At 33.0% G+C, this 19009-nt stretch carries 26 protein-coding genes; 1 reads left to right on the top strand and 25 read right to left on the bottom strand.

Going from position 1 to position 19009, the window contains the following annotated elements:
* Positions 1 to 23: 23 nt before the first annotated feature.
* From rsmI to CUL_RS0103520, 23 genes are all read right to left on the bottom strand, one after another.
* Positions 24 to 857: a 16S rRNA (cytidine(1402)-2'-O)-methyltransferase gene (gene rsmI, locus CUL_RS0103625; protein ID WP_005582915.1), complete on the bottom strand. Its 834-nt coding sequence runs from the start codon at positions 855 to 857 to the stop codon at positions 24 to 26.
* A 63-nt stretch (positions 858 to 920) separates the two neighbouring features.
* Positions 921 to 1088, bottom strand: a complete 168-nt coding sequence (locus CUL_RS0103620; protein WP_005582914.1) for a 4Fe-4S ferredoxin — start codon at positions 1086 to 1088, stop codon at positions 921 to 923.
* Between the two features lie 99 nt (positions 1089 to 1187).
* Entirely contained in the window at positions 1188 to 2063 is an 876-nt protein-coding gene (locus tag CUL_RS0103615; protein WP_005582913.1) for a PSP1 domain-containing protein, read from the bottom strand.
* A gap of 4 nt (positions 2064 to 2067) precedes the next feature.
* Positions 2068 to 3045 (bottom strand): DNA polymerase III subunit delta', encoded by a 978-nt coding sequence (gene holB, locus CUL_RS0103610; protein WP_025640515.1) that lies wholly within the window; start codon positions 3043 to 3045, stop codon positions 2068 to 2070.
* 14 nt (positions 3046 to 3059) lie between these two features.
* Positions 3060 to 3344, bottom strand: coding sequence for a cyclic-di-AMP receptor (locus CUL_RS0103605; protein ID WP_035142790.1), 285 nt, complete (start codon positions 3342 to 3344; stop codon positions 3060 to 3062).
* A gap of 15 nt (positions 3345 to 3359) precedes the next feature.
* Positions 3360 to 3686 carry a cyclic di-AMP receptor DarA gene (locus tag CUL_RS0103600; protein ID WP_005587853.1) on the bottom strand — a complete coding sequence of 109 codons (327 nt, stop codon included), beginning with the start codon at positions 3684 to 3686 and terminating at the stop codon, positions 3360 to 3362.
* Positions 3683 to 4318: a dTMP kinase gene (tmk, locus tag CUL_RS0103595; RefSeq protein ID WP_005587852.1), complete on the bottom strand. Its 636-nt coding sequence runs from the start codon at positions 4316 to 4318 to the stop codon at positions 3683 to 3685. Before tmk ends, CUL_RS0103600 begins: the two co-directional genes overlap by 4 nt.
* Positions 4319 to 4336: 18 nt before the next feature.
* Positions 4337 to 5749: an aminotransferase class I/II-fold pyridoxal phosphate-dependent enzyme gene (locus tag CUL_RS0103590; protein WP_005587851.1), complete on the bottom strand. Its 1413-nt coding sequence runs from the start codon at positions 5747 to 5749 to the stop codon at positions 4337 to 4339.
* 69 nt (positions 5750 to 5818) lie between these two features.
* Positions 5819 to 6013 carry a sigma factor G inhibitor Gin gene (locus CUL_RS20105; RefSeq protein ID WP_005587850.1) on the bottom strand — a complete coding sequence of 65 codons (195 nt, stop codon included), beginning with the start codon at positions 6011 to 6013 and terminating at the stop codon, positions 5819 to 5821.
* A 95-nt stretch (positions 6014 to 6108) separates the two neighbouring features.
* Entirely contained in the window at positions 6109 to 7083 is a 975-nt protein-coding gene (amrS, locus tag CUL_RS0103585) for an AmmeMemoRadiSam system radical SAM enzyme (protein WP_035142788.1), read from the bottom strand.
* Positions 7084 to 7095: 12 nt separating this feature from the next.
* A complete protein-coding gene (gene amrA / locus CUL_RS0103580) occupies positions 7096 to 8505 on the bottom strand; it encodes an AmmeMemoRadiSam system protein A (protein ID WP_025640512.1) in 1410 nt (469 codons plus the stop codon).
* Between the two features lie 5 nt (positions 8506 to 8510).
* Positions 8511 to 8981 (bottom strand): DUF6106 family protein, encoded by a 471-nt coding sequence (locus CUL_RS0103575; protein ID WP_005587847.1) that lies wholly within the window; start codon positions 8979 to 8981, stop codon positions 8511 to 8513.
* Positions 8982 to 9090: 109 nt separating this feature from the next.
* Complete coding sequence (locus tag CUL_RS0103570) at positions 9091 to 9753, bottom strand: 50S ribosomal protein L25 (RefSeq protein WP_005587846.1); 663 nt, start codon at positions 9751 to 9753, stop codon at positions 9091 to 9093.
* A 79-nt stretch (positions 9754 to 9832) separates the two neighbouring features.
* Positions 9833 to 10093, bottom strand: a complete 261-nt coding sequence (locus CUL_RS0103565) for a pro-sigmaK processing inhibitor BofA family protein (RefSeq protein WP_051403491.1) — start codon at positions 10091 to 10093, stop codon at positions 9833 to 9835.
* Between the two features lie 56 nt (positions 10094 to 10149).
* Entirely contained in the window at positions 10150 to 10425 is a 276-nt protein-coding gene (locus CUL_RS0103560) for a DUF2508 family protein (RefSeq protein WP_005587844.1), read from the bottom strand.
* 57 nt (positions 10426 to 10482) lie between these two features.
* Positions 10483 to 10917, bottom strand: a complete 435-nt coding sequence (locus CUL_RS0103555) for a DUF134 domain-containing protein (protein ID WP_005587843.1) — start codon at positions 10915 to 10917, stop codon at positions 10483 to 10485.
* Positions 10918 to 10938: 21 nt separating this feature from the next.
* Complete coding sequence (locus CUL_RS0103550) at positions 10939 to 11763, bottom strand: Mrp/NBP35 family ATP-binding protein (RefSeq protein WP_025640509.1); 825 nt, start codon at positions 11761 to 11763, stop codon at positions 10939 to 10941.
* An 88-nt stretch (positions 11764 to 11851) separates the two neighbouring features.
* Positions 11852 to 12085, bottom strand: a complete 234-nt coding sequence (locus CUL_RS0103545; protein WP_005587841.1) for a thioredoxin family protein — start codon at positions 12083 to 12085, stop codon at positions 11852 to 11854.
* A 17-nt stretch (positions 12086 to 12102) separates the two neighbouring features.
* A complete protein-coding gene (locus CUL_RS0103540; protein ID WP_005587839.1) occupies positions 12103 to 13107 on the bottom strand; it encodes a permease in 1005 nt (334 codons plus the stop codon).
* Positions 13108 to 13124: 17 nt separating this feature from the next.
* On the bottom strand, positions 13125 to 13472 hold the full coding sequence (locus CUL_RS0103535) for an ArsR/SmtB family transcription factor (RefSeq protein WP_005587838.1): 348 nt from the start codon (positions 13470 to 13472) through the stop codon (positions 13125 to 13127).
* A 12-nt stretch (positions 13473 to 13484) separates the two neighbouring features.
* Positions 13485 to 14417, bottom strand: coding sequence for a CobW family GTP-binding protein (locus CUL_RS0103530; RefSeq protein ID WP_025640508.1), 933 nt, complete (start codon positions 14415 to 14417; stop codon positions 13485 to 13487).
* A gap of 211 nt (positions 14418 to 14628) precedes the next feature.
* Positions 14629 to 15039, bottom strand: a complete 411-nt coding sequence (locus CUL_RS0103525) for an arsenate reductase ArsC (protein ID WP_005587837.1) — start codon at positions 15037 to 15039, stop codon at positions 14629 to 14631.
* A 24-nt stretch (positions 15040 to 15063) separates the two neighbouring features.
* Positions 15064 to 16182, bottom strand: coding sequence for a YibE/F family protein (locus CUL_RS0103520; protein ID WP_005587836.1), 1119 nt, complete (start codon positions 16180 to 16182; stop codon positions 15064 to 15066).
* A gap of 524 nt (positions 16183 to 16706) precedes the next feature.
* Between CUL_RS0103520 and CUL_RS0103510 the strand changes: the two genes are divergently transcribed.
* The gene (locus CUL_RS0103510; RefSeq protein ID WP_025640507.1) at positions 16707 to 18245 is read left to right on the top strand and encodes a putative polysaccharide biosynthesis protein; all 1539 of its coding nucleotides are present in this window, start codon (positions 16707 to 16709) and stop codon (positions 18243 to 18245) included.
* A 29-nt stretch (positions 18246 to 18274) separates the two neighbouring features.
* On the opposite strand, the gene CUL_RS0103505 is transcribed toward CUL_RS0103510, so the two are convergent.
* Together CUL_RS0103505 and CUL_RS0103500 are read right to left on the bottom strand one after the other, a co-directional pair.
* A complete protein-coding gene (locus CUL_RS0103505; RefSeq protein WP_005587833.1) occupies positions 18275 to 18631 on the bottom strand; it encodes a DUF134 domain-containing protein in 357 nt (118 codons plus the stop codon).
* Between the two features lie 64 nt (positions 18632 to 18695).
* Positions 18696 to 18956: a DUF5320 domain-containing protein gene (locus CUL_RS0103500; RefSeq protein WP_005587831.1), complete on the bottom strand. Its 261-nt coding sequence runs from the start codon at positions 18954 to 18956 to the stop codon at positions 18696 to 18698.
* Positions 18957 to 19009 lie beyond the last annotated feature (53 nt).

Below are 19009 nucleotides of genomic sequence, written 5' to 3'. Positions count from 1 at the left end.
CCCGCCTATAATGACGGGTATTTTTATTCTATATTTATGCTCTCCTTATAGACTAAGTTCCTAGATATCCCCCTATCTTCAGCTACCTTTTTTACCGCATCTCTTTTAGACAGACCTTCCTCCATATATAGTTTTATATGTTCTTTTATATTAATACCTTCAAATAAATCCTCCTCTTTTATTTCTGCCCCTTTTACTATTAGGACAAACTCTCCTTTGGGCTTTTGGGTTTCAAATTTTTCTATTCCTTCGGATAGATATCCTCTAAAGGTTTCCTCATGTAGCTTGGTTAATTCTCTTGATATGGATATCTGTCTATTGCCTAAAACCTTCTCCATATCCTTTAATAGGGTTAATAGCCTATGAGGGGCTTCATAGAGGATTATAGTCCTGGTTTCGGATTTTAATCTTTCCAATTCCTTTATCCTGTCCCTCTTTTTAGAAGGCAGGAAACCTTCGAATACAAATTTATCTGTAGGAAGGCCAGAGATTACTAAAGCAGCTATAGATGCAGTAGGACCTGGTAGGACTATTACCTCTATTCCCTCTTCAATACTTAAACGGATTAGATCCTCTCCTGGGTCAGATATGCCAGGCATACCTGCATCGGTGACAAGGGCAATATTTTCCCCAGATTTTAGTTTTTCTATTAATAATTCTCCTTTAGATTTTTTATTATGTTCATGGTAGGATATTAAAGGTTTTTTTATATCATAATGGTTTAATAATTTGATAGTATGTCTAGTATCTTCTGCTGCGATTAAGTCCACTTCTTTTAAAATCCTAATAGTTCTAAGGGTTATATCCTCTAAATTACCTATGGGTGTAGGACATATATAAAGAATTCCTCTATTCATTTCTATTCTCCTCAATTTTTACTAAAAAAGACCCTGCTTTAGGGTCTTTTCTATTTTTGAATATTATTCTGGTTGAGGTGCATCTACTGGACATACGTTAGCACAGGAACCACAGTCAATACATTTATCTGGATCTATAACATAAATATCTCCTGCGCTTATAGCTTCAGTAGGGCATTCAGCCTCACAAGCGCCACATGCAATACATGCATCGGTAATTTTATATGCCAAATGTTTCACCCCCCAAATTGCTTGTCTAATGCTACGATATAATTTTATCAGATTATATTCAATAATAAAAGGGTAAATATAATAAATTAGGATTATTTTTTACTCCAAATTATCAAAATCCTCTTCTACATCTTCCACTTCTTGAGCATACTGGGGATCCCTCTCATTTGTAATTATTATTTCATCTATTTTATGATTGAATAACTCCTCTGTATCGTCATCAAGTCTTACTTTAACCTTTACCATTTCCAATAATGTATAGGTATCAATTATGGTGCCTTTGCCTTCAGGGGTTATGACTATAGTGCCTACTGTTGGCATTTTTTCCAATAGTTTTTCATATACCTCCTGTTCATACTTTAGACAACACATAAGCCTTCCACATAGTCCAGATATTTTGGTTGGATTTAAGGACAAGCTTTGTTCCTTGGCCATTTTTATGGAAACGGGTTCAAATTCCCCTAAAAAGGTAGTACAACATACAGGCTTCCCACAAGGGCCTAATCCTCCTATCATTTTGGCTTCGTCCCTTACACCGATCTGTCTTAATTCTATTCTAGTCTTAAATATGGCAGCTAAATCCTTTACCAATTCCCTAAAATCCACTCTACCATCGGCAGTAAAGTAGAAGATAACTTTATTGTTATCAAAAGTATATTCTACATCTACTAATTTCATCTCTAGACCATGTTCATCTATTTTTTGTTGGCATATTCCAAAGGCCTCTTGGGCTTTATCCTTGTTATTTTGATGGGTTATAAAGTCCTCCTCTTCAGCTACCCTTAGTACTTTTTTTAAAGGTGGGACTATTTCCTCCTCCGTCACTTGTTTTGGTCCTACTGTTACATGCCCAAATTCTATACCCCTTGCTGTTTCTACTACTACGTAATCATCTTTATTTACATCTAATTCATCAGGGTCAAAATAATATATCTTCCCTGCCTTTTTAAACCTCACACCTACTACTGTTATCATATATTTAAACCTCCTGCATTCCTAAAAGCATTGTTTCCATAGCTAGTTGGTAATTTACATTTCTATCAATATTTTGTTTTGTCTCCATTATATTATCTATTATATCATTAATCCTATCTATATTTAAATAGGATTGGTTAGATAATAGAGGAATTTTATCCCTGTTAGTTATAAGGCCTGAATCCCCTACCTGTTGAAAAATCATTAGATCCCTGAACCAATAGAGTATAATATCCAATATTTCTTCGTAATCATCTTTATTTTTTATAAAGAAGTCTATGGAGTTGAATATTTTAGCCTTATCTCCCTTTAGTATAGAATTAATTATTTCGATTATTTCATTCCGCTTTTGAAAAAAATCCTTGGATTGAGAAAGGGTAATGGATTTCCCTATACTTCCCTTTGTAAAATCTGCAATAAAATTGGCTTCTTCTACGGTCTTATCATATTTTGTCCTTAAGAATTCTATAATTTTCCCCTTTTCTACCGGATAGAATTTAATTATTTGACATCTAGATAATATTGTAGGTATAAGATTATTACTATTGGAAGTTATTAAAATAATATTAATATAGGATGGAGGCTCTTCTAAGGTTTTTAATAAGGCATTTTGGCTCTCCATCCTCATTTCATGACTATCATCTATAATAATTATCCTTCTTTTGCTCTCGAAGGGAGCTATATTGATATTCTTAATTAAATCATCGATTATCTTTTTCTTGATTAAGCCTTTTTCTGGTTCAATTAATTTTAAATCTGGATGATTCCAATTATTGAATTTTAAACATGAATTACATCTATTACAAGGCTGAAGGCCTTCATTCTTACAAAGTAGGGTTTTTGCAAAGGTTAATGCAACCTTTTTTTTACCTAAAGATTCTTCTCCCTCAAATAGATAACAATGGGATATATGTCCCTTGTCTATAGCATTTTTAAAATTTTCTACTATTCTTTCATGACCTATTATTTTGCTAAAATCCATGAAATTCCTCCAAGCTATATCTTCTTAAAATCTTCCATATTCAATATGAATATATTAGCACCACCTATATTTATTTCTTCTTTTCCTTTATTGACTTTTTTCCCTTTACATTCTTCTTCTATGGCCTTTATGACATCATCTACCTTTTCATCCTCAACTCCTATTAATAGGGTAGTGTTTCCCGATTTTAAAAATCCACCAGTAGAAGATAGCTTAGTAGTTCTGTATTTTTTAGTCATCAGGCTTTTTATTACCTTTGTTGAATAATCGTCTTGAACTATGGCAATTATAAGTTTCATCTTAATTCCTCCCATTTATATTTTAATATGCTTTTCTACATCCAATATAAATAAGGTGGCTCCTCCAACTTTTACTTCCAAAGGATAAGGTATATAAGTGTCTCCTGGCATGGATACGGTTAATAAAGATGTAGTAATATCTCTAGTCTTACAATTGTCTTCTATTATCCTTATTACTTCATCAACAGAATCATCTTCAACTCCCATTAAAAGGGTAGTATTTCCTGATTTTAAAAATCCTCCTGTGGAAGCTAATTTAGTAACTCTGTATTCTTTTTCCATAAGATCATCTACCAGACTTGGTGCATCTTGGTCTTGAACTATGGCTATTATAAGTTTCATTTTTCATTCCTCCTTTTAAGGATATTTTCTATATAATATATACTTTGTTCAAAAACCTCTTCTATAGATTTAGTGGCATCTATTATTTGGGTATTCTCTGGATACATGTCTAATAGCTTCATATATCCATGGTATACTTCCCTGTGAAAGTCTATTCCTTCTTTTTCTAATCTATCCCCTCCCCTTTGTTCCGTCTTTCTATTTAGAGTAGTTGCTGGATCTACATAGAAAAATAATGTTAAATCTGGCCTAATGCCTTTGATGGCAAAATCGTTTATCATCCTTACCTCTTCTATACCTAATTTTCTACCTATGCCTTGATAGGCTAAACTTGAAAGGATGAATCTTTCACAAAGAACTATTTTTCCTTCCTTCAAAGCTGGTAATATCTTTTCCTGGACATGTTGACCTCTAGAGGCAGCGTAAAGAAGAGCTTCCGTTTCAGCAGCCATATTCTTATTTTCCTCATCTAATATAATTTTTCTAATCTTCTCCCCTATTTCAGTACCCCCTGGCTCCCTAGTCCAAATAAAATCCATTTTTTTCTCTTTTAAATAGGTAACTATATATTCCATGATGGTACTCTTCCCTGATCCATCTGGTCCTTCTAATGTTATAAATATTCCTTTCAATATTAAGTCATTCCCTTCCTAATCTACTACTTCTATCTTTTCTTTATTATAGCCTATAAGCCCTACTATTTCTATACCTTTATCCATTAAAAACCCTATATATTCTATCAGTTCTTCCCTAATCAGTTCTCCTGGACATATAAGAGGTATTCCTGGCGGATATGGGGTTATGAAGGAGGCAGATAGTTTGCCTATAGAATCCTTTAAATCCAAAGTCTTTTTTTTGCTATAAAAGGCCTCATATATTGGTAAACCTATTTTAGGTTCTGGCATATCCATATTTATATGGTTTACTTCTTGGTAGAATGTGTTTTTAGCTATCCCCTCTATGCCCTTTATTAGGACCTCAAAATCCCTTCCATCATTCATGGGGCTGGTTAATGCTAAACAATATTGGTAATCTTCCATCTCCAGGTAAATATTGTAATTTTCCCTTAATAAGCTACTAACCTCCGGTCCAGTTATTCCATCTATTTTAAATAGTATTTTGGTAATATCCTTGTCGAAGATGGTTTTATCCTCTTCATCTCCAGTGAATACAGAAACCCTTGGAATTTCTCTTAATCTTTTTATTAGTTTATGAATCCTTTCTATATTCTTTTCCAGTCTTACCTTTCCTTCCCCTTCCATATAGGCCCTGGCTATTTCCAAAGAAGCCATGAATAAGTAGGAAGGGCTAGTTGTCTGATAGAGAGAAGATATGGTTTTTAATTTTTCTATATTTACCCGGTCTGTACCTACATGAATCATGGAAGTTTGGGTAAAACTAGGTAAAGTTTTATGAATGCTTTGTACCGTCATATCTGCACCCCCCTCTAGAGCAGATATGGGTAATTTTTCTGAAAAGGCAAAATGGCTACCATGGGCTTCATCTATTAATAATATTTTATCATATTTATGGACTATTTCTGCTATCCTTTTTATATTTGGGCAGATTCCATAGTAATTTGGATATGTTAGGACTACTGCTTTAATTTTTAAATCTTCCTTTAGCTTTTTCTCTATTGTACCTGGTTCTATACCTGTAAATATGCCATACTTCTCATTGTAATTGGGATATACGTATTCTATGTCCAATCTATTTAAAATAGCTCCGTTATATATGGATTTGTGTGAATTCCTTTGGATTAATATCTTATCTCCAGGACTGGTTATAGTTCCTAAGGCTATATAAATGCCTCCTGTAGTGCCATTTATGGAATATAAGGTATCCTTTGCACCAAAGGTTTTGGCTGCTAAGGATTGACTTTCTTTAATGATTCCCCTAGGATCATGAAGGTTGTCCATTCCAGGTAGTTCTGTAATATCTATTTGGGGAATATATTCTTTCCAATTTGCTAAAGTGTTTTTCCCTTTATGGCCTGGAGTATGGAAGGAAATTGGGTTTTTATCTTTTAATTTCTTTAGTTCATCAAAAATAGGTGTTTCCATTAATTATCACCTGCCATTGATTATTTATATTAATTATATATTATTTATAAAAATTTTTAACCCCGTAGGTCATTTTACGGGGTTTAGGATTGTCTTACTGTATATATATTTTTTTAAAATTAACTTTATTGTCTCCTTATAGTAATCGTACTTTTTATTAGATATGGAAATAGTGCTTATGGCGGTAAAACAGTCTTTACACAGATTCGTCCCTAGTAAATTAACGTTATTCTTGCTCTTTTCATTACAAAGTATGCAATTCATATAATCAGCCCCTCGCTAATTTATTTACTAGGATTATTGCCTTATAATTATATACTATTCATGGAAAATCCCTTTTGTGCTTGGCAAGGGAAAATTTAATATAGAATATTTATCTTTTCACCACATTTAACACATCTATTATCCTTTATTCCCTTTACTTCCCCTCTATCATACCTATTAATAAGCTGATTAGTGCAGTTAGGACAATAGGTGTTATTGTCGATCCCCCATACATTTCCTATATATACATAATCTAAATATTTTTTGGCAATTTCTTTAGCCCTTACAAGGGTGTCGTAGGTGGTCTCTGGCAGTTTCATCTTGTAGGCAGGAAAATATTTAGATAGATGGAGAGGTGTGGCTTTATCTATACTTCCAATCCATTGGGCTAATTTATCTATTTCATCCTCGGAACTATTTTCCCCTTCTACAATTAGAGTAGTTATTTCCACATGGGTAGATTTTGACGCCAATTCAATAGTTCTTTGTACTGGTTTTAAACTGCCTTTACATATTCTTTTATAATAGTCATCTTCTATGGACTTTAAATCTATATTCATTCCGTCAATATGGGGTAGCAGCTGTTTTAAAGGTTCTTCATTTATATACCCATTGGTTACCAATACATTTTTTAACCCTTCTCGTTTTGCAAGCTTGGCCATATGGTATACATATTCATAGGATATACTGGGTTCATTATAGGTGTAGGCAATACCAATAGAACCTCTAGATTTCCCCAATAATATAATATCATCATCTTCTATCTCCATAGTAAGAGAATCTTCGTGGGCTATTTCCCAGTTTTGACAAAAATCACAGGCTAGATTACAACCAAAGCTTCCTATGGATAGAATATTTGAACCAGGATAGAAATGGTATAAGGGTTTCTTCTCTATGGGATCATAGGCATAGGAAGTAATTTTCCCATAGTTTAAAGATATAAGGGTTCCGTTGATATTTTTCCTAGCTTTACAAATCCCTATATTCCCATCTTGGATGGTACAGTTATGAGGACAAAGGTGACATTTTACCATATTATTTTCTTTTTTTTCATAATACATGCATTCCATAATATTACCCCCTTAAAAATGCCTTATTACCTCAAAACGTTCTAGTTTAAAATCCTCAAATTCTGGTATACCTGCTTTATTTAAGGCTATTCTAACCTGTTCTTGGGGAGTATCTATCCCTTCTAAATTAGGCAACAACAGCCCTTTTCTAAATCCTTTAGATACTATGACCCCATATTTTCCTACATCTAATTCTTCTAAAGAGGAAATGGGTTCCGGCTCCATCAATACATCTACCGAATATACTAGCTGGGATAGTTCTTCTTCCTCTACTGGGTCAAAACGTGGATCTCTTAATCCGGCGCTAATAGCATTTTCTATAATCTCCATGGCTAAATTTTTTTGCGTAGGTTCTATGGTGCCTATACATCCCCTTAATATTCCATCTTTTTTTATGGTTACAAAGGCTCCCTGCCTAGTATTTAATAATTCTTGGCTTAAATCATCAGGAATTTCCATTCTTTCCTTGTGTCTTACATAATGTTCTAAACTAGCCCTAGCTAATCTTACATATTCATCTTCTTCCTTTCTAGTTTTGGTAATCCTTTGTCTTTCCATCTGAATTAAGTCTTCAAATATCTTACTTTCATTCTCCTTGCCCAATACTGAAAATTTAGCATTACAATAACCTACTCCAAAGGGGCCTTCATAGGATAGGATTTCCGGTTCTATTTTAAATCCATCTAAAAAGCCCGAAAGTATCATTAGTGAGCGAAGACCACATTCTCCAGCCTTTTCACTTAAACTTAAGTCGAAAGATACAATGGATTTAAAATCTCCCTTTCTTAAAAGTTCAACTAACTCTTTGTCAAATTTTTCTCCATAGGGGGAATAGGAGTAGGGACCTTCATTAGATAGTTTATGGGATAGGTCTCCACTGGCGATAAAGGCAACCTCTTCTTCCGATTCCAATACTAGGTTTTGGATCAGCTGTCCAAATCTATATAATTCCTTAGGCGATAGTAAACCATAGGTTATGTGGATAAGTTTAAAATCCTTATACTCTTTATCCACAAAGTATAGAGGAACTAAGGCCCCATGGTCTAGTTCTAAGTCTATATTAAAATCCTTAGCCAAATCTTCGTCAATTTTTGCAACGGGAATATCTTCTATACCACTTCTTTTTAAAATATTGTTTACCAGTTCCAGATTGTTTTCAAATTGAAGTTTTAAATTGGCCACTCCAAAGTTTCTAAAATCTCCTTTTAAATATTCTTGTGTAGATATGGAGATGGCATCTCTAAATAAAGGACCATGGGGTGTTATAATGATTATAGTACTAGGCCTTCTCTCCTTTATATCCTTTGCTAATCCTTTAGACCCTTCTAAGGTTTTGTTAGCTCTTTTCTCTTGCCCCCTGCCTATTTCCTCAACTATGATAGGAGGATGGGGAAATAGGTAGGCTGATAGTATTTTACCCATTTTTTTCACTCCTTGTTTTTTAACATTTTTTTTAGTCCTTTTAGTATCTGTTCATTGGGGTTAAATAAAAAATTCATCCTTCTATTATTGTCTATAAATCCCCCAATATATACTTCTTTTCCCTTCTTATCAAAGGTAAAATTATATGTATATTTTTCATCTTTATAAGGTCTAATATAGATTAAATTAAGCCGATCTATTCTTAAAATTTCGAATCTTCTTTTTCCTATAACTCGATAAAATATCAATTGGCCTTCTTCTATAATGTAGGAGTATTTGGAAAAATATTTAATGAGTATAAAACTGCAGCTTATTACCACTAAAAATATAATTGCTATATTGGCAATATAAGGGGAAAGATCTTCTACATATCTATTCATAATGAAGATGATAAAGTCGATTAGAATTACAAATCCGATTATTACCAAAAATGTTTTAAAGGTCGATCTCTTTTGCCTTTCAACTATCTGCTCCATAAACATTCCTCCTTAACCCTATTTTAAAGGAATAAAGAGATAATGGCAAATACTAAAAGAAAAAAAACAGATAAGCCTAATTTAGCTTACCTGTTCTTTATGGTATATATTATTCTTCTTCTGGTTCTTCTTCTGATTCTTCTTCGCCAATTACTGGAACTTCGTCTGCATCTATTTCTTCTACATCTTCTTCTAGTTCTTCTAATTCTTCTTCTGATGTAGGCTCTATTAGACTGGCTATTACATCATCTGCTTCTCTAAATACAACGATGTCTTCGTTAGTAAATATATCCAGGTCTGATACAAAAACAGGAGTATTGAAATCGATATGGGATACATCTACTTCTATTGATTGTGGAATGTCCATTGGTAAACATTCTATTTCGATTTCGTCTAATTGTTGTATTAATATAGCTTCTTTGTCTTCAATATTCTCCCTGCCTACTAAGATGATAGGAATAGTCAATTTAACTGTTTCATCCATATTAAGTTTTTGAAAATCTACATGTAGATATTGTCTTTTAAAGGGATGAACTTGCACTTCCTTAATTAATACAGGCGCAATATTCCCATCTAATTCTAAGTCTATTAAAGTACTCATTCCAGCACTTCTATATACCTTATCAAAGCTACGTCTATCCACTTGGATATGTTCTGTTTCTTCGCCTTTGCCATATACAACTCCTGGAACAAAGTCCCCTTGGCGAAGTTTATCAACTTTGTTTTTTCCCAGTCCTGTCCTTCTTTCTACTTGTATTTTAATTGCTGCCATGTAGCTACCTCCTTGCTAAATATATTATATAATATATTTATATCAGATATGGACAATATTTGCAAACAAAAGGACAAAATTACAATATATTTTGCATAATTAGCAGTAAAACTATACCTGGTATGCCAAAGATACCAGCAATTATAGCCGTTAATGGGTTGATGACTATGCTTATACCTATAAGGCCACCTATTAAATTAACTATTAATAATAGTATTCCGCCTAAGACTCCATTTACTATTAATTTTATAATTATCTTGATGGGAATGACTAATAGTATACCAATAATATATAGCAAAAATAGCCCGAAGATGAAAGCAAATATTGAACCGAAACCCATAATATCCCCCCTCATTATATTCTTTATTATATAATAGGGGACAGGTTGTGTAAATATTACCTAATATTTCTTTCCTTTACCTTTTTTAATAAATAAATATATTTTATCCTAGAAGCTTCCAATTCATATATGGCATGATCTACTAGGTCCGGATCTGTCACCGATTGAAAATATACCTCCTTGTTTTTCCATTCTTCCTGGGCCTTTTTTAAATTCTCTAGTATCTTTTCCTCTTCCGTTTTCTCTTTAGTTATAAATTTTTTCGATAGGATATTGGCATATTCTATTATCCTTTGGGCTTTCTCTTTATAATAATTCTTTGTTTTTTCCATAATAATACCCCCATGTTTTTATTATCCTTATTTTTGCCAAAAACATAGGGGTTTATACTATCTACTACACCATCTACCACATCTTCTACTCTTCCTATTACATACTACCTGGTCTGATTTACATGAAGGGCATAGACTTTTGTCCCTTATATAGTTAATTCCATAGGTTTTATTGCAAGAATTACATTTGATTTCACAAAAATTAAAAGCAAAATTTCCCCCTTTTATATTAATAGCTAACCCTTGGGTTAAAGCTGTAGCTATCTTCTTTCTAGCACTATCTAAAATATTTTGGAAGGTTTGCCTAGATACTCCCATTATATCGGCACATTCCTGTTGAGTTAATCCTTCCATATCTTTTAACCTGACAGCCTCTAATTCTTCTAGTTTTAATCTTACCTCTGTAATTTCTTGATTCTCTTTACTAGAAGGCACGAAATAGGTGGTATCGGGGAGAAATTCTACTTTCCTGCATTTAATTGGTCTTGCCATATAAATTCCCCCAAATACTATTTAATTTAACCCGCTAACTATTCTATTGCCAATTTGTTCAAAGGTATCCTTTACCTCTTCCGTTAATTTTGAATTGCTATTGACAGAGATATTGGCTATATCCTTCCCCATAGGAAGTTCACCTAATAGCTCTAAATCATATTCTTTTAAGAAATTAAGAATATTTTCGCTTTCGAATATCTCAATCTTTTTGTTACAATCGGGACATAGTACATAGCTCATATTCTCTACTATACCTAGTATAGGAATATTCAATCTTTTAGCCATATTTATAGCCTTTGCCACTATCATGGAAACCAAATCTTGAGGTACTGATACCATGATTATACCAGATATTGGAATAGATTGCATAACCGTTAAAGCTACATCTCCCGTTCCTGGTGGCATATCTATGATTAAATAATCTAACTCCCCCCATAGTACATCGGTCCAAAATTGTTGTACTATACTGGAAACTATAGGTCCCCTCCAGATAACTGGATTATCTTCTTCTTCCATTAGAAGGTTTAAAGACATTATCTTAATGCCGTCTTCGGTAGTTATAGGTATTATTCCAGAATTATTGGCTACAGCCCTTTCACCTTCAATTTGGAACAATCTTGGAATACTAGGACCTGTAATATCTGCATCCATAACCCCTACTTTATATCCTTTGTCCCTCAAATCCTTGGCAATTAAAGCAGAAACTGTAGATTTCCCAACTCCACCTTTACCACTCATGACGCCAATTATATTCTTTACAAAATTATTGGGATTGTTTTTTATAGTACAAGTATCTTGAGAAGTACAATTATCCTTTGATGGGCAATTGTTGCAATCGGCCATTTTTTTCATCCCTTTCTTAGTCTTATTGGCATATGCCAATATAATTGTAACCTTATTTAAATTCCCTGTCAATAAGGCTAAATAAATTTTAGTATCCTAGCATTTTCTTCAATTCTTTCACTTTGGGAACCTTACCAATGGATTTAACTTCCCCATCTATTACTAGGCCTGGAGTACTCATTACCCCATAGCTGACTATGACTGCCAAATTATCCACCTTTTCTATATCCGCCTTTGCATTTAATTCTTTTAATGCTGTTTCTAAATTTTTCTCCAACTTTTCACATTTAGAACAACCAGTACCTAAAATTTTAATTTCCATACTCTTTTCACCCTTCCTTATATTAATAGGAATGAAAGACCATTAAGTCCATATCCTACGATTATTATCCCCAAAGTTACAATAGCCACAAAGGTAGCTAATAATTTGGGTTTTACTACCTTACTAAGCATAACCAGAGATGGAATTGATAGAGTAGTAACTCCCATCATAAAGGAGATTACAGTGCCAATCCCTACTCCTTTAGCAATTAAGGCCTCTGCTATGGGGATGGTGCCAAATATATCCGCATATATTGGTATGCCGATAAAAGTTGCTATTAATACGGAGAAGGGATTCCCTTCCCCTAGAACCTTTTCTATAATGGACTGAGGTACCCAATTATGAATTCCCGCTCCTATACCTACTCCAATTAAAATATAGGGCCACACTCTACCCACTATTTCCTTTACCTGGGATTTGGCAAACTCTATCCTATCTTTACGAGTTAATTCCTCTATTTCAATATCCACATTCTCTACGCCCCATACATAGGATTCCACGTATTTCTCCATTCTTAATCTATTGATTAAAACCCCACCGATAACTGCTACCACTAGTCCTACAGCTACATATACTGTTCCAACCTTTGTTCCAAAGAAGGACATGAGTAACATAAGAGAAGCTAAATCGATCATAGGTGAGGAGATTAAAAATGAAAAGGTAGCTCCTAAAGGTAGTCCTGCCGACACAAAGCCTATAAAGATAGGAATACTGGAGCAGGAACAAAAAGGAGTTACAGTTCCCAATAATGCTCCAAATATATTTCCTTTTAATCCCTTAAATCGGCCAATGATCTTCTTAGTCCTTTCTGGCGGAAAGTAACTTTGTATGAAGGATATGATAAATATCATTACTGATAATAGTATGAAGATCTTTATGGTATCATATATGAAAAAATGGATACTTCCACCTACTCTAGTTTCCATGGATAGTTTAAAAACCTTTTCAACTAATAACTCAACTAAATTCCATAGCCATTTCATCTTCAATAGCTGATCGTTGAGCCAAGAGAATATATTCATCTAAATCACCGCCTATTCTACTTACATATATTTGCCAATTCAATATATTTGGCTGCTGCTTTACTCTTTTCCAAATCTAACTTTAATACCGGATAGTTTCCTAAATTGTCAACTATTTTTGTTAGTATGTCTTCAAACAGTTTATCCTCTAGATTTAATGAATAGAAAGTATATTGTTCTTTTTTTTCATCCTTTACCAGCCCCATGTCCCTAAGTCTAGCCAAATGTTTTGAAACATTAGGCTGAGATATATCAGTTATTCCAGTGATTTGACATACACAGAATTCACCATGGTATAAGAGCACCATAATTCTAAGCCGTGTTTCATCGGAAAGTAATTTAAAATAATTTAATAATTTATCCATTTAACTCTCTCCTTATCTTAATATCATCTTTTTTCCTACTATTTCTTCCCAAGTCTTGAATATAGGCCTTATTATCTTAGGTCCTATTTTAGATATGATAACCAATTGAGAATTTTTTTCTCCTTTGTCCGTTAGTTTATAATCTATCCTTTTACCTACTACATCTACTTGATTCCAACCGTCTTCTAGCTGGAAAAATCCTTTTACTCTATAACAATCGTCTTTAATTGAATCTATGAATTGGCTAAGTTCATCTTTAGTTAATTTGCCTTCATAGGTTAATATTAGAGTTTTAGGCCTATTTTCTGGAGTATTGGTGGTGTCTTCTACCCCAAGCCAATCTTCTTCTAAAAGATCTTTTTCTAAAAAATCATAATCTATTTCTCCATTTATGGATTCTACTATATCTACTTTAGGATTTATTTCTTTTATTTTTTCCTTTATCTTATTTAATTTTGATTCATCTATTAAATCTACTTTACTTAATATCGCTAAATGACAAAATTTAAGCTGTCTTTCTACCGTTTCTATATCTTCTATCTGATCTAGAAAATTTACTCCATCTACTATACAAATGGCTCCACTATAATCGTACACATCCCCTTTAGCTGCCTTTACCGCCTCTAAGAATTCCCCTATATTGGATGGGTCAGCTAGGCCAGAACTTTCAACAAATACATATTCCATATCCCTATCTGCCATTTCTACTAAAGCGGAAACAAAGGAAAGCTGTAAACAAGAACAGAATATGGAGCCTCTGTTTATCTCTACCAGTTCCATCCCTTCTTTTTCGATTATAGTTCCATCTATGCCTACTTTACCAAATTCATTCATTATTACTGCAACTTTTTTACCCGTCAAATTCTTTAAAACATTGGTTAAAAAAGTAGTCTTTCCTGCCCCTAAAAAACCTGTAAGTAAATATAATTTTGTTTTATTTGCCATATATATTCCTCCTTGGAAATGAATTTAATATATTATATGCCTATATGCCTATATGGTTATATAAGTATAATACCTTTGTTATTGTAATTTGTCAATAGTTTAACGCTAAATAATTAATTTAGTTTTGGAATAGAAAATACAAATTTAAAACAAGCCGAGAAATCCCGACTTGTTTTTAAGAATCTACTTTTTTTAGTTATATTATTATTTTCTATAATACTATTTCACCATTTTTAATTCTTTCAGCTAAGTCCTTTACCTTACCTTCTATAATCCTAGCGGTTTTAATAAATTCTTCATCATCTTTCCCTGTTGGATCTTCTAGTCCCCAGTCTTCTTCATGTTTAGAAGGTAGATATGGACAAACAACATTACATCCCATTTTTATTACTATATCTACTTCTGGTATATCCGTTAACAACTTAGAATATTGGGTTTTATTCATATCCACTCCATATAAATCCTTTATTATCCTCACTGCATCTTGATTGATTTCTGGTTTTGTTTCTGTACCAGCAGAACAGGAGTCAAAAATACCTGAAGCAAATAGCTTGCCTAATGCTTCTGCCATTTGAGATCTGCATGAATTATGAACGCATATAAATGCTACTTTTGGTTTCATATTGTTTTTCCTCCAAAGATTTATTCATTTTGACATTTTTTCAACCTTATCCCTTTTTATCAAAACTGTTGAAATCAGAGCTGTTAATGGAATAGTGAGTACTAACCCAATACTTCCCGATAGAGAGCGAACTATTTCTGTTGCAATAATATCTAAATTTATAATTTTAATCATGGATGTTTCATAGGCCATGAATAATAGTAATAATGGTATGGAACTTCCCGTATATGCTAATATCAATGTATTGGTCATAGTTCCCATTATATCCTTTCCTACATTCATTCCTGAATTGAATAGTTCCCTTTTTGTAAGATTCTCATTGGCATTGTGGATTTCTTCTATAGATGAAGCTATGGACATTCCCACATCCATTATTGCTCCCAAAGCACCTAATATTATTCCGGAAAATAATAGACCTCTAAAATCGAAATCCACACCTTGTGGTATGTACATGAGCATAGTAGCTTCTTCAGCACTAAGTCCAGTTAATCTTACCTGACTACCAACAAAATAGGCTATAAGCCCAGAAATAATGACACCACTGCTAGTACCTACAATTGCAGATATACTTTTGCTATTAATTCCTCCAATAAGAAAAATGGTAATTATAGTAACACCAATAGATACTAGAACAGAAATAGGAATTGGATTTATTCCCTTTAGCATCAAGGGTAATAATACCTTCATAATCATAAATATAGTAATAGCCAATGTTATTACAGCCTTAATCCCCTTTTCTCTACCAATAACTATGATTAACAGTACAAACAAACCTAGAAGGTAGAAAATATAATTCTGCCGAGCATAGTCTGATACATAGACTTCTACAAGGTCATCATCATATTCTTCAATACCTACTACTACTTTATCTCCCTTTTTTACCACAATATCATATGCTATATTATCCGACAGATGATTTTCAGTTTCAAATATTTTTCCTTTATATTTTCCACTAATGATCTCTAACTTCACATATTGAACTTGGGTTAATATGCCCTCTACTTCTTCTATTACTTCCCCTTCCTCTACTTCCAAAACAATGGCCCTTTCCATATATGTGTCCACAGGTTCCATGTATTCACCATGAACATTAGAGGGAATTAACACTACCAGCAAAAGGACGATCCATAAATTATTTTTCATATTAAGCCTCCAATATTTTATTGCTATAAATATTATAATATATTTAACTATATTTTGTCTTCCATTACCTTATGTTATATTATATTTTATATCCGTCTACATACAAGTATTTACTCCAGAAAAAGTTTCTTAATCTAACTCTAATTTCATCATTCTTTGCCCTTAGTTGTGGTATGCAATATACTTTAATATCTCCTAAACTATACAAATTGTATAAGGATTCATCTTCTGGTCTTCCCATCTCAACAGATAGTTCTACTATTGGTACTCAACAATTACTAGCTTCAAAAAGATTAATTGTAATAGCCTTATCTTCATTGGCTTTTTTTATGTATTCTTTAGCTCTTGAATCAATTATAATTTTCATTTTTATCCCCCTTAAGTTTATTTACTTTATTATACTATAGAGGGGTATGATGTCAATTAATATTTAATCTAAAGATTGTCTTCAACTCATTTTATTTTCCCCCTAGCATATAAATGAATATATATAATCCTATGTTTCATGGTAACGGGGTGGTGTTTTGAGAAAAAAAGGCTTTGTCTATGGATCGATTTTATTAGTCTTAGTAAATTTTATTATTCAGATTATCAATTTTGCTTATGATGTAATGTTGTCGAAATTCCTAGGAGCAGAAGCTATGGGTTTGTTCCAGATGGCCATGTCCATATTGATGATTTTTCTAATTTTTTCTACTGTCGGCATTCCAACGGCAGTATCTAGATTAGTGGCAGAACAAAATTCTCAAAAAAATCATTATGCCATTGAAAAAACTTTAAAGGTAGCTCTGATTTTAACCCTATTTTTATCTATTATATTTAGTTTAATCATAATCCTATTTAGTGAAAATATTGCATTAAGGGTCTTTAGAGATAAAAAAATGGTTTCAGCTTTATATCTATTAATTCCAGCTATTGTGGTTATATCTATAAGCTCAGTTTTAAGAGGATATTATTATGGATTGAAATTGATAATGGTCCCTAGTATTTCACAGATTATCGAACATGTAACTAGGTTTGTTATTGTGCTAGGGTTTCTCTACTATATCTGCCCTGTTGAACCAATTTATGGAGCATTCATTGCAATTGCTGGTATTGCTATAGGAGAAATATTCGATCTAATATGGCTTATATACATGCTTAAGCCTTGGAAAAGAAAGAACCAATATATTAAACCCAATAAGATTTATATAAATACAATTCTCAGGCAAATATTACCTATAGCTATGCCTATAGGTATATCCGGATTATTAAATGTTATACTTAGATTTATTAATTCTATATTAATCCCACAAAATCTTATGAAAATTGGATATACAAATAGGGAGGCAGTAGCAACCTTTGGAAGGATTACGGGTATGACTATGCCTTTAATCATGCTTCCCTTTATCGTAACATCGGCTATGGTAATAAATCTAGTTCCTAATCTATCAGAGCAGATGGCATTGAAAAACTATAGGAATGTAAGGCATAATATTATATTTTCCATAAAAATTACTTTAATGGCAGCTATTCCCCTAACGGGATTATATATTTTCTTTTCTGAACCATTAGGTTTTTACCTCTATGGAGATTTAAAAGTTGGTCAATTTATCAACCTTATGGCCTGCGGGACCATATTCAAAGCATTGCAACATACTTTTTCAGGAATATTAAATGGTTTAAAGAAACACATGATAGTTACCTTGAATAGACTATTAGGTATGGTTATTCAAGTATTAACAATATACTACCTAGTAGGAAATCCCTGGTTTGGGATAAATGGCTTTTTCATAGGCTTTTTATTGTCGGGTATTGTTACTTTTGTTTTGGATACTATTGCCATTAGAAAAGTGATCAAATTAAAAATAGATTGTGTAGATATAATTTTCAAACCTTTACTGGCTACGGCTATTATGGTCCTAATAATATACAATGGAATAGAACTACTCTATGGATATGGTTCCAATAATGTATGGGCTTTTCTATTTAGTCTAATAATAGGCGTCTTAGCCTATATATTTGTCCTATATATTACTAAGGCAATTCCAAAAAATTCATTTAGAAAGTTAATAGAAGGATAAGCAAAGGGAAGAAGTTTTATCTTATCCTTCTACCCCCTACCTCTTCTATGTCTGTGTCCACCTCTATTACAAGGAATACATTTGTCCCTGTCTATTTCACAAAGTATATAATCTCCGCCTTCTATCCTCAACATCTTGCCATTTACTATGCTATCAGCTACCTTTCGTTTGGCTTCTGAATACATTCTTTGAACGGTGGAACGAGCTACATCCATCCTTTCAGCACATTCTGTTTGTTCCAAGCCTTCTAGATCTATGAGACGAATAACTTCATATTCTTCTACAGATAGAATTATTGATTCTCCACCATAATTACTATTCACTGGACCAAATACTTTATGATTGGGTAATCCACAAACTCTTCTTCTCTTTCTCGGTCTAGCCATTCTTTCCATCTCCCTTCTATTTATATTCTAACATAATAAAAGGATGAGTTACCTCACCCTTTTATTATTCGTTAAAGTTTTCTAGAATTTCTTCTATTTCCTTTAGTCTAGATTTTAAAAATGTTTTTTCATTTTCTAATAGGACTTTTTCTTCTTCTGGATTACTGGCATAATCATCCCAAGCCCCAAATCTTCCTACGCCTCTACCATAACCATATCCAAAATCCACTCGTCTAGCACCAAAGCCTCTTGGTCTACAATAGCCCCTGCCCCATCCAGTCATTGGACCCATTCCCATTGGACCAGTACCGTTTCTTCTTGGCATAACCTTTCCTCCTTTAGTTTTGGGCTTATGCCCATTTACTTATATTATACATG

It is taken from the genome of [Clostridium] ultunense DSM 10521 (assembly GCF_000511955.1).
GTDB lineage: Bacteria > Bacillota > Clostridia > Tissierellales > Tepidimicrobiaceae > Schnuerera > Schnuerera ultunensis.
Note: the sequence above shows the minus strand (reverse complement) of the source record. Positions and strands in the feature narration are given on the sequence as shown.

Excerpts from the sequence above, each read along its gene's own strand:
- rsmI (WP_005582915.1), bottom strand. The coding sequence starts at position 857 with ATGAATAGAGGAATTCTTTATATATGTCCTACACCCATAGGTAATTTA.
- CUL_RS0103615 (WP_005582913.1), bottom strand. The coding sequence starts at position 2,063 with ATGATAACAGTAGTAGGTGTGAGGTTTAAAAAGGCAGGGAAGATATAT.
- holB (WP_025640515.1), bottom strand. The coding sequence starts at position 3,045 with ATGGATTTTAGCAAAATAATAGGTCATGAAAGAATAGTAGAAAATTTT.
- CUL_RS0103605 (WP_035142790.1), bottom strand. The coding sequence starts at position 3,344 with ATGAAACTTATAATTGCCATAGTTCAAGACGATTATTCAACAAAGGTA.
- CUL_RS0103600 (WP_005587853.1), bottom strand. The coding sequence starts at position 3,686 with ATGAAACTTATAATAGCCATAGTTCAAGACCAAGATGCACCAAGTCTG.
- CUL_RS0103590 (WP_005587851.1), bottom strand. The coding sequence starts at position 5,749 with ATGGAAACACCTATTTTTGATGAACTAAAGAAATTAAAAGATAAAAAC.
- CUL_RS20105 (WP_005587850.1), bottom strand. The coding sequence starts at position 6,013 with ATGAATTGCATACTTTGTAATGAAAAGAGCAAGAATAACGTTAATTTA.
- amrS (WP_035142788.1), bottom strand. The coding sequence starts at position 7,083 with ATGGAATGCATGTATTATGAAAAAAAAGAAAATAATATGGTAAAATGT.
- amrA (WP_025640512.1), bottom strand. The coding sequence starts at position 8,505 with ATGGGTAAAATACTATCAGCCTACCTATTTCCCCATCCTCCTATCATA.
- CUL_RS0103575 (WP_005587847.1), bottom strand. The coding sequence starts at position 8,981 with ATGGAGCAGATAGTTGAAAGGCAAAAGAGATCGACCTTTAAAACATTT.
- CUL_RS0103570 (WP_005587846.1), bottom strand. The coding sequence starts at position 9,753 with ATGGCAGCAATTAAAATACAAGTAGAAAGAAGGACAGGACTGGGAAAA.
- CUL_RS0103565 (WP_051403491.1), bottom strand. The coding sequence starts at position 10,093 with ATGGGTTTCGGTTCAATATTTGCTTTCATCTTCGGGCTATTTTTGCTA.
- CUL_RS0103560 (WP_005587844.1), bottom strand. The coding sequence starts at position 10,425 with ATGGAAAAAACAAAGAATTATTATAAAGAGAAAGCCCAAAGGATAATA.
- CUL_RS0103555 (WP_005587843.1), bottom strand. The coding sequence starts at position 10,917 with ATGGCAAGACCAATTAAATGCAGGAAAGTAGAATTTCTCCCCGATACC.
- CUL_RS0103550 (WP_025640509.1), bottom strand. The coding sequence starts at position 11,763 with ATGGCCGATTGCAACAATTGCCCATCAAAGGATAATTGTACTTCTCAA.
- CUL_RS0103545 (WP_005587841.1), bottom strand. The coding sequence starts at position 12,085 with ATGGAAATTAAAATTTTAGGTACTGGTTGTTCTAAATGTGAAAAGTTG.
- CUL_RS0103540 (WP_005587839.1), bottom strand. The coding sequence starts at position 13,107 with ATGAATATATTCTCTTGGCTCAACGATCAGCTATTGAAGATGAAATGG.
- CUL_RS0103535 (WP_005587838.1), bottom strand. The coding sequence starts at position 13,472 with ATGGATAAATTATTAAATTATTTTAAATTACTTTCCGATGAAACACGG.
- CUL_RS0103530 (WP_025640508.1), bottom strand. The coding sequence starts at position 14,417 with ATGGCAAATAAAACAAAATTATATTTACTTACAGGTTTTTTAGGGGCA.
- CUL_RS0103525 (WP_005587837.1), bottom strand. The coding sequence starts at position 15,039 with ATGAAACCAAAAGTAGCATTTATATGCGTTCATAATTCATGCAGATCT.
- CUL_RS0103520 (WP_005587836.1), bottom strand. The coding sequence starts at position 16,182 with ATGAAAAATAATTTATGGATCGTCCTTTTGCTGGTAGTGTTAATTCCC.
- CUL_RS0103505 (WP_005587833.1), bottom strand. The coding sequence starts at position 18,631 with ATGGCTAGACCGAGAAAGAGAAGAAGAGTTTGTGGATTACCCAATCAT.
- CUL_RS0103500 (WP_005587831.1), bottom strand. The coding sequence starts at position 18,956 with ATGCCAAGAAGAAACGGTACTGGTCCAATGGGAATGGGTCCAATGACT.